Annotated in this window: 6 protein-coding genes; 5 read left to right on the top strand and 1 reads right to left on the bottom strand. The window is 53.7% G+C overall.

What is annotated here, in order from left to right; genetic code table 11:
- Positions 1-449: 449 nt before the first annotated feature.
- From R6U41_RS01115 to R6U41_RS01095, 5 genes are all read left to right on the top strand, one after another.
- Complete coding sequence (locus tag R6U41_RS01115) at positions 450-998, top strand: YIP1 family protein (protein WP_410268001.1); 549 nt, start codon at positions 450-452, stop codon at positions 996-998.
- Between the two features lie 170 nt (positions 999-1,168).
- Entirely contained in the window at positions 1,169-1,915 is a 747-nt protein-coding gene (locus R6U41_RS01110) for a phospholipase A (protein WP_410268000.1), read from the top strand.
- A gap of 168 nt (positions 1,916-2,083) precedes the next feature.
- A complete protein-coding gene (locus R6U41_RS01105) occupies positions 2,084-3,568 on the top strand; it encodes a TolC family protein (protein ID WP_410267999.1) in 1,485 nt (494 codons plus the stop codon).
- 8 nt (positions 3,569-3,576) lie between these two features.
- Positions 3,577-4,734, top strand: a complete 1,158-nt coding sequence (locus tag R6U41_RS01100) for an efflux RND transporter periplasmic adaptor subunit (protein ID WP_410267998.1) — start codon at positions 3,577-3,579, stop codon at positions 4,732-4,734.
- The gene (locus tag R6U41_RS01095; protein WP_410267997.1) at positions 4,724-7,948 is read left to right on the top strand and encodes an efflux RND transporter permease subunit; all 3,225 of its coding nucleotides are present in this window, start codon (positions 4,724-4,726) and stop codon (positions 7,946-7,948) included. The genes R6U41_RS01100 and R6U41_RS01095 overlap by 11 nt, the downstream gene beginning before the upstream one ends.
- Here R6U41_RS01095 and R6U41_RS01090 read toward each other — a convergent pair.
- Positions 7,935-8,087: a hypothetical protein gene (locus R6U41_RS01090; RefSeq protein WP_410267996.1), complete on the bottom strand. Its 153-nt coding sequence runs from the start codon at positions 8,085-8,087 to the stop codon at positions 7,935-7,937. The two genes, R6U41_RS01095 and R6U41_RS01090, sit on opposite strands and share 14 nt — an antisense overlap.
- Positions 8,088-8,609: the final 522 nt, after the last annotated feature.

Raw genomic sequence — 8,609 nt, 5'->3', positions numbered from 1 at the left:
CGTCCCCAATCCCCCAATCCCCCCGCCGCCGGCAAGATTTACGGCTGTCCTGAAGTTGGCCGAAAATGGAGCACAGGGCAAGTACATCCATCTTTCAGAAAAAATCGGCAGATTTTAACCTGTTTTGAGCTTCTGTTTGCTTGAATTATCAACAGATTTTCCTTGACAGCATAATAATGGGTGTATTACTTGAAATCTATAAATGAATTTTGCTTGGAAAGGTGGGTGAAAATAGAATCTCCTCCCCCTTCGGACCAATCGCTGAAAAAGCGATTTATTATCACCGACATGGGCAAGGGGATCGGTCCGGCCATCGAGAGAGGCCTGCGCGCTACGGATGCCATCATTTATGGCAGGCCTTATCGGATGCCGATAAGCGTCAGATACTCCTGGCCAGGGATTATCGGGGCCGGGTTCAGCCGACAACAAAAATTATAAAGGAGATTACCATGACAAATTTTGTGCAACGGATGATCGGGGCGGCCAAGCTGGATGTGAAAATTTATGAAGAAGTCGAGGCGGACAAAGGGGCATTGGGCCAGGCCTTGGGCGTGGTTGTGATTTCCAGCCTGGCAGCAGGCATCGGAACCCTCTCAGGGGGCGGAGCAAGCGGCCTTGTCTACGGTCTTATCGTCGCCCTTGCCAGCTGGTTTATCTGGGCTTTTATCACCTACCTCGTCGGCACTAAACTGCTTCCTGAACCCCAGACCAAGGCGGATATGGGAGAGATGCTGCGCACCATCGGATTTTCCAGTTCCCCGGGGATTATTCGGGTCCTTGGGATTATTCCTGCATTGCAAATGGTGGTCTTCCTTGTTGCCGGCATCTGGATGCTGGTGGCCATGGTGATTGCCGTCAGGCAGGCGCTGGATTACACCAGCACATGGCGGGCTGTCGGCGTGTGTGTTATCGGCTGGATTATACAAGCAATCATTTTTTACCCAATACTTGTGGCGATGAGCGGACCTCAGGGACCGGCAACCATGTCCCAGCCCTGACTGGTCTGAATTAGCATAAATAAGACATGCGATCCGTCTTTTTTATAAGCTTTCCGGCCTTTATAGGATTTTTATTTTTAGTATCAGTCCCCCCGGCTTTCGGAAGTGAAACCGAAGGGCCGACCGAATCCGTTTTTGCCGAGCCGGCGGCCAGGGCCCCGTATCAGACGGTGGACGAGCTATTCAATCTCTATCAGCCCTATCTGGAAAACATGGCCGCCTATCAGCCGATTTATTTTTTGGTAGGGGCTGATCCGGAAGAGAGCAAATTTCAGATCAGCCTGAAATACCGTTTTTTAAACACCAAAATGCGGCTGCCCAAACAATATCCATGGTTGAGGGGTTTTCATATCGCCTATACCCAGACCTCCTTCTGGGATCTGGAATCTGACTCTCAGCCATTTGATGATACCAGCTACAAGCCTGAGTTCTTTTTCCTCTCCCCCAACCTGTTCTCCGGCATGGGATTCTCCCATGTCTTTTTTCAAACCGGCTATCAGCATGAATCCAACGGCCAGGGCAGCGATTTGTCCCGTAGCACCAATTTTTTATACCTGAAACCGATTTTCATCTTTTTTCACAGAAACAGCGGACTGGGCTTCGAGTTGGCGCCGAAACTATGGGCGTATACCGGAAACGATGACGAAACAAACCCGGATTTATATAAATACCGGGGCTATTTTGATCTGAAATTAAAATTCGGAAAAGCCGAGGGCGCAGTGCTTGAGTCGCACCTGCGGTGGGCTGAAAAAGGCGCTTCCGCACGGGTTGACCTGAGTTATCCGCTGGACTGCCTGTTTGATAACCACCTGCAGATCTATCTGCAGGCTCAATACGTCAATACCCTGGCCGAAAGCCTGCTGAATTATCAGGAGCGGACAAGGGCCGTGCGGCTTGGGATTTCAGTGATAAGGTAAAATTTGCCAACAAAAAGTATAGCTGTTATTTATATATTTTAAATGCCATTTGGTATTCGGTATTAGGTATTAGTTCAAAAGGAATTAACCTTCAGCTTAATCAATGGCAAAAAATCCTGTGAAAAGCAGCAAACTTGTAAAGTACGGGGGGAGAAAAGGGGCTTTCACATGAACAGAATTTCAGGGATTGTTTTGGCTGCAATCGCACTGCTCCTGATGGGCTGCGGCAGCGCCCCGAAATATACGGCTTCGAGCATCCGCGCGGAATACGAGCATATTTCGGGCGCGCCCGCAAATCAGGCCCCGACAGAAAAAACGCCCCGGACGCAGTCGCCGGATGCGTCTGATATTGATCCGGCCTTACCACTGACCCTGCCGCAAGTTATTGAGATCACCCTTTCCAACAATCCGAATCTGCAGCAGGCTGTTTATCGCATTGACCAGGCCAGGGCCATGAAGGATCTGGCGGACACGGCTTTCTGGCCGATGCTGGGCTTTTATACCGAGTATACCCAGGGAGACGCCCCTTCGGCTTACTTGTTTAAAACCATTGACCAGCGCAAGCTTCCCCCCGATCTCAACTTCAATGATCCCGGCTGGTTTGAAAACTATGAAACCGGGATCCAGGCCCGCATGAACCTGTTTAACGGCGGGAAAGACTACCTGGAGCTTCGCATGGCGGAACAGGCGGTTAAAATTTCAGATCTGGACCGTCAGGCCGTGGTAAACGATCTGACAGCCCAGGTCATCGCCGCCTTTTATGATGTTCTGGCCGCGAAGGAGTTTATTGACATTGCAGCGGAATCGGTTGCCAGTGTCTCCGAGCAGCTCCGGGTCATCCGGGTTCAATACGATGGCGGCGGCGCCCTTAAATCCGATGTACTGTCTTTGCAGGTTCGCCTGGCCCGAGCCGAAGAAAGGCTTGTAGAGACCCGAAACCGCTTCAAACTGGCCAAGGCGGCCCTTGCCAACCTCATGGGGGTTGATCCCGCCGGATTTTCACAAAAGCGGAATATTCTTTCTGGCACCAGCGAATCAGCCATCCAGGTGCCGGATGAATATGAAGATGGTATTATTCAGGCGCTTTCCCGCCGCCCCGAATTGGAAAAAGTCAGAAAACAGCTCATCAAGTCCCGTATGGGTCTTGATGCCGCGAAAACCAACTATCTGCCCAGCGTGGACCTGATGGGCAAATACTACGTAGACGATCCGGAAATGGATTACAACCGGGACCGGGAAAACTGGACAGCCGGCGTGGTATTCAACTGGGACCTGTTTACGGGGTTCTCCACGAAAGCCCGGGTAAACAAAGCCGATGCCATGGTAAAAGAGATGCTGGCGGCTGACCGGCAGGCGACCCTTGGGGTGAAGCTGGATGTAAAAAACGCCTATCTCAACCGCAAGGCGGCTGAAGCCAGATACGAAGTTGCCGCAAGCAGCGTGGAAAGTGCTGAAGAATCCTACCGCCTCGTGAAGGAGCATTATAACGGCGGGGCGGTAACGATAACCCGTTACCTGGAGGCCGAACTGGACCGGAACCGGGCGCGCATTCGATCCACGGCCGCTTTTTACGACAAAATCAAAGCAAACGCCGACCTGGCCCGCGCCATCGGCAAATGGGCCGGCCGCAACCCGCAACCCACTGAAAGATAACGACCGCCATGAAAAACAAAAAACGGATCATTATCCCGCTGATCGTATGCCTGGTGATTGCAGCTGCGATTTTATTTTTCTTTGTTTTTTCAAAAGACAACATCAGCCCCGGCCGGACCGGGCCGGCGCAAAAGCCGCCCGGCATGGACGGAAAAACGGCAGAGGCGGAAGTCAAAACGGTCACCGAATGGTATGAGGCCGTGGGCACGGTTGAACCGCGCAGCAAGGCCCGGATCGAGGCGCGGATATCCGGAACAGTTACCGACGTGCGGGTCAATGCCGGTGATAAGGTGGCAAAAGGGGACCTGCTGGTAAGCCTGGACGGCCGCCAAATGCGGGCCCAATTGGCGCAGGCCGCACAGTCTTTAAAATCGGCCGCATCGCAAAAAAAGCAGGCCCGAGAGACGATCAATTCGGCGGAAGCTGCTTTTGCCGAAGCTGAATCCGCCTATAACCGAACCCGGAAATTTTTTGATGCAGAGGCGGCGACTGAACAGGATCTGGAGCAGGCCCGCTCCCGTTATCTTCAGGCCAAAGCTGCCTTGAAGCGGGCTGAAGACGCCCTGGCCGGGGCTTCCGCCGGTGTCCGCATGGTCGAAGGCCTGGTTCGGGAAGCAAAAATCGGTTTGAGTTATACCAAAATCAACGCCCCGACTGACGGCGAAGTATTGAAACGGTTCGTGGATCCCGGCGATATGGCAATGCCCGGCAAACCATTGCTGCTGCTTAAAACCCCCGGCGGACTGCAGCTGGAAGCCTATGTGCGGGAAAACCTGGTCCGAAAGGTTCATCCCGGTAAAACGCTTCGCGCAGAAATCTCTACCCTGCAAAAAACCGTTGACTCGCGGGTCGAGGAGTTAATCCCATATGCTGACCCGCAGACCCGAACCTTTCTAGTCAAAAGCAAACTCCCGAATATCCCAGGCCTGTATCCCGGCATGTACGGCAAACTGCGGATCCCGTACAAGCAGGTTGAGCTTGTTTTAATCCCCCGGACGGCGGTTTACGAAGTCGGTCAGCTTGAGCTTGTTATGGTGAAGTCCGCAGACGGCTGGGGGCGCCGATACATCAAAACGGGCAATAGTTACGGAAACCGGGTGGAAGTACTGTCCGGCCTTTCCGGCGATGAAACCCTGAAAATAAAGGAGCCGGGCAATGGCGAATAACGGTGACACGCCCAGTGGTCTGATTCCCGGCATTGTAAGACCTTTCCTTTACGGCAGACCCGCCATCATTCTGCTGGTTGTCTCCATCTGCCTGGGGATTGCCGTCATTATGGTCACTCCCAAAGAAGAAGATCCCCAGATTATCGTGCCTTTGGCGGATATTCACGTGCAGGCTCCCGGCGCAACTCCGGAAGAAGTTGAAAAGCTGGTGGCTACCCCGCTGGAGCGGCTTTTATGGCAAATCGACGGGGTCGAATACGTCTATTCCATGTCGCACAAGGGCCAGGCCATTGTGACCGTGCGATTTTACGTGGGCGAGGACCGGGAGGAATCCCTGGTCAAACTGCACAACCAGATCACCATGCACATTGACCAGGTGCCGCCGATTGTCGAGGGTTGGGTGATTAAACCCGTGGAAATCGATGACGTGCCCATTGTCAACCTGGCCCTTTATTCGGAGCGCTACAGTGATTATCAGCTGCGCCGCATCGGCGAAGAGGTCTGCTGGCGACTCTCACAGCTCGAAGATATCTCCCGGACTTCCATAACCGGCGGGCGGGCGAGAGAAATCCGCGTGGAACTCCTGCCCCAGCGGATGAATGGATACAATATCTCCCCGCTTCAGGTCCGAAAGGCCCTCCAGGGGGCAGATGCCGCGGTTACAGCCGGCCACATTGACCGATTCAACCAGAACTTCATGATCAACACCGATTCTTTTCTTCAGTCGGTAAAAGATGTTGAAGAGCTGGTTGTCGGCGTTCATATGGGACGGCCGGTTTATCTGCGTGACTTGTCAAAAATCACCGACGGACCGGCAGAGGCTGAAAGCTATACCCGCATCGGCCATTCCTGCAGATACCGCCAGGCCCATCAAATAGCGGATCAGCCTCTGGAATATCCGTCGGTCACGCTTTCCCTGGCGAAAAAACCCGGCACCAACGCCGTTGATGTGTCCAAAAAAATCCTGGCCAAGCTTGATGAGCTCAAACAGAGCATTATTCCGGCGGATGTGGAAGTGGCTGTCACACGCGATTACGGCTATACCGCCCAGGAGAAGGTAAACGATTTGTTGACCTCCCTGGGCTTTGCCGTGCTGACAGTGGTGGTGCTGCTTGCCTTTACCCTGGGCTGGCGCGAGGCATTGGTGGTGGCCGTGGCCGTGCCGGTAAGCTTCAGCCTGGCGCTTTTCATGAACTATCTGTTCGGCTACACCATCAACCGCGTAACCCTGTTCGCCCTGATCCTCTCGCTGGGCCTGGTGGTTGATGATCCCATCACCAATGTGGACAACATCCAGCGGCACATCTTCATGGGCCGTCGAAAGCCCTTTTTCGCCACCCTGTTTGCGGTCCACGAGGTGCTGCCGCCCGTCATTGTATCAACCATTGCCATTATTATCTCCTTTGCTCCGCTTTTTTTCATTACCGGCATGATGGGGCCGTACATGGCCCCCATGTCGTCCAATGTGCCGCTGACCGTTACCTTTTCAACGCTCTGCGCCCTGACCATCGTCCCGTGGATGACCTATGCCCTGCTCAAGAACCATCCCCTTCCCCAGGAATCGTCATCGCAGAACGGTCAAAAAGGCACGCCGCAATGGATTTTTACAACTTACCGGAAGCTGGTCACCCCGTTTCTGGAGTCCCGCCCCAAACGCTACCTGCTTTTGATCGGGATTCTGGTGCTGCTTGGATTTTCCGCATCCCTGGTGCTTTTACGGCTGGTGCCGCTTAAAATGCTGCCCTTTGACAACAAGAATGAATTCCAGGTGGTCATTGATATGCCGGAGGGCACTACGCTTGAAACAACAGACGCCGTGGTGCGCGATTTTGAGGATTATCTGCGCCGGGTCAAGGAGGTTGAAAATTACACCTCCTATGTGGGCACTCCCTCGCCAATGGATTTCAACGGCATGGTGCGGCATTACTATCTGCGCCATGGACCACACCTGGCAGATATCCGGGTGAATCTGGCGGTAAAGGGCAAGCGGGATCAACAAAGCCATGCCATCGTGCTTCGGTTGAGAAATGACCTGATGAAAATCGCCGAAAAAAACAACGCGAAGATTCAGGTCGTGGAAGTCCCCCCGGGGCCGCCGGTTCTGGCAACCCTTGTGGCGGAAATCTACGGGACGCCGGACAGATCCAATGACGAACTGATACAGGCGGCGGGGCACATCAAAGGGATCATGAAACAGGAACCCAACGTGGTGGATATCGATGACATGACCGAGATGCCCCACGACCAGATCGATTTCAAGGTGGATCGCGAGAAGGCGGCCCTTCACGGCGTCTCTACCCGGGCCATTGTCAACGCCCTTAAAATCGCCGTGGGCGGGGATACCTCGGCAACGGTCCATGCGGCAGATGAGCGACAGCCCCTGCATGTTAAACTGGTTCTGCCCCGCAAGAGCCGAAGCAATATGTCAACACTCACCCAGATTCCCATGGCCACGGCGGACGGCAAAATGGTCCCATTGGCGGAGCTGGTTGATATTGAACGCACCCCCAATGCCCAGACCATCTATCACAAGAACCTGGAGCGGGTGGTTTACGTCCTCGCTGAAGTCGCCGGGCGGGCGCCGGCTGAGGCCATTCTCGGCATGCAGAAAAATCTTTCTGAAAATCCCCTGCCCCCCGGAATACGGGCCGAATGGGCCGGAGAAGGAGAATGGAAAATCACGCTGCGGGTATTCCGGGATATGGGGATTGCGTTTGCCGCCGCCCTTATCGGCATCTATATCCTGATGACCCTGCAGACCAATTCCTTTCTCATGCCGATTCTCATCATGATGGCGATTCCGCTGACCCTTATCGGCATCATGCCGGGCTTCTGGCTGTTAAACATTATCTCCGGGGGTGTTGTCGGGGGCTACCAGGACATGGTCTTTTTCACCGCCACCAGCATGATCGGGATGATTGCGCTTGGCGGCATCGTGATCCGAAATGCCGTTGTGCTCATTGAATTCATCCGGGATGCCCTGAAAAACGAGTTCCCGGTCAAGGAAGCCATTCTTCAGAGCGGCGCCATCCGGATGCGGCCCATTGTGCTAACAGCCCTCACCACCGCGCTGGGCGCCTGGCCGATCACCCTGGATCCCATTTTTTCAGGGCTTGCCTGGGCGCTTATCTTTGGGCTTATTGCATCTACGCTATTTACCCTCCTAGTGGTGCCGGTGACCTATTATGCGCTTTACGGGCCTACAAAAAATTGACCTGATGCACCAGATGCTTCTGCCGGATCAGGGCCTTGACCTTTTCCTGAAGACGGGGATCGGCAATGGCCGCCACCTTTGAAACCGGCCGGCCGGCATCATCGGTCCTATACCGATAGGACTGGATAACCCCCGGCACCAAGGCGTACGCGCATCCCCCGAAGCCGCAGCAGCCGGTTCCCGGCGGGGCTTATACTTCCGCTTGCCTACTCGAAATCTTTCAAAATAGCTCTTCCCGCCCAACCATCCCCGGGCATTTCCATATCCCCGGCTCTTTCGGCACTTGTACCACGCCAGCTTACCTGGAAGTCGGGCCGGCGCTTTGCTTTTTGTTCATTTATCCTTTTCCGAAGGTCTTTTCAAGTCCGATCCTACCTTAAATCCGGTATTCTTCCATAGATGGTGGCTGGCCAGTCTATGAAGAGCCATTCATTACGGTTGATTAAATCAGTCTTCCCGCCGCCGGCAAAATTTACGGCTGTCCTGAAGTTGGCCGAAAATGGAGCACAGGGCAAGTACATCCATCTTTCAGAAAAAATCGGCAGATTTTAACCTGTTTTGAGCTTCTGTTTGCTTGAATTGTCAACAGATTTTCCTTGACAGCATAATAATGGGTGTATTACTTGAAATCTATAAATGAATTTTGCTTGGAAAGGTGGGT

Source organism: Desulfosalsimonas sp., assembly GCF_046483245.1.
Taxonomy (GTDB): Bacteria; Desulfobacterota; Desulfobacteria; order Desulfobacterales; family Desulfosalsimonadaceae; genus Desulfosalsimonas.
Note: the sequence above shows the minus strand (reverse complement) of the source record. Positions and strands in the feature narration are given on the sequence as shown.

Excerpts from the sequence above, each read along its gene's own strand:
- R6U41_RS01115 (WP_410268001.1), top strand. The coding sequence starts at position 450 with ATGACAAATTTTGTGCAACGGATGATCGGGGCGGCCAAGCTGGATGTG.
- R6U41_RS01105 (WP_410267999.1), top strand. The coding sequence starts at position 2,084 with ATGAACAGAATTTCAGGGATTGTTTTGGCTGCAATCGCACTGCTCCTG.
- R6U41_RS01100 (WP_410267998.1), top strand. The coding sequence starts at position 3,577 with ATGAAAAACAAAAAACGGATCATTATCCCGCTGATCGTATGCCTGGTG.
- R6U41_RS01095 (WP_410267997.1), top strand. The coding sequence starts at position 4,724 with ATGGCGAATAACGGTGACACGCCCAGTGGTCTGATTCCCGGCATTGTA.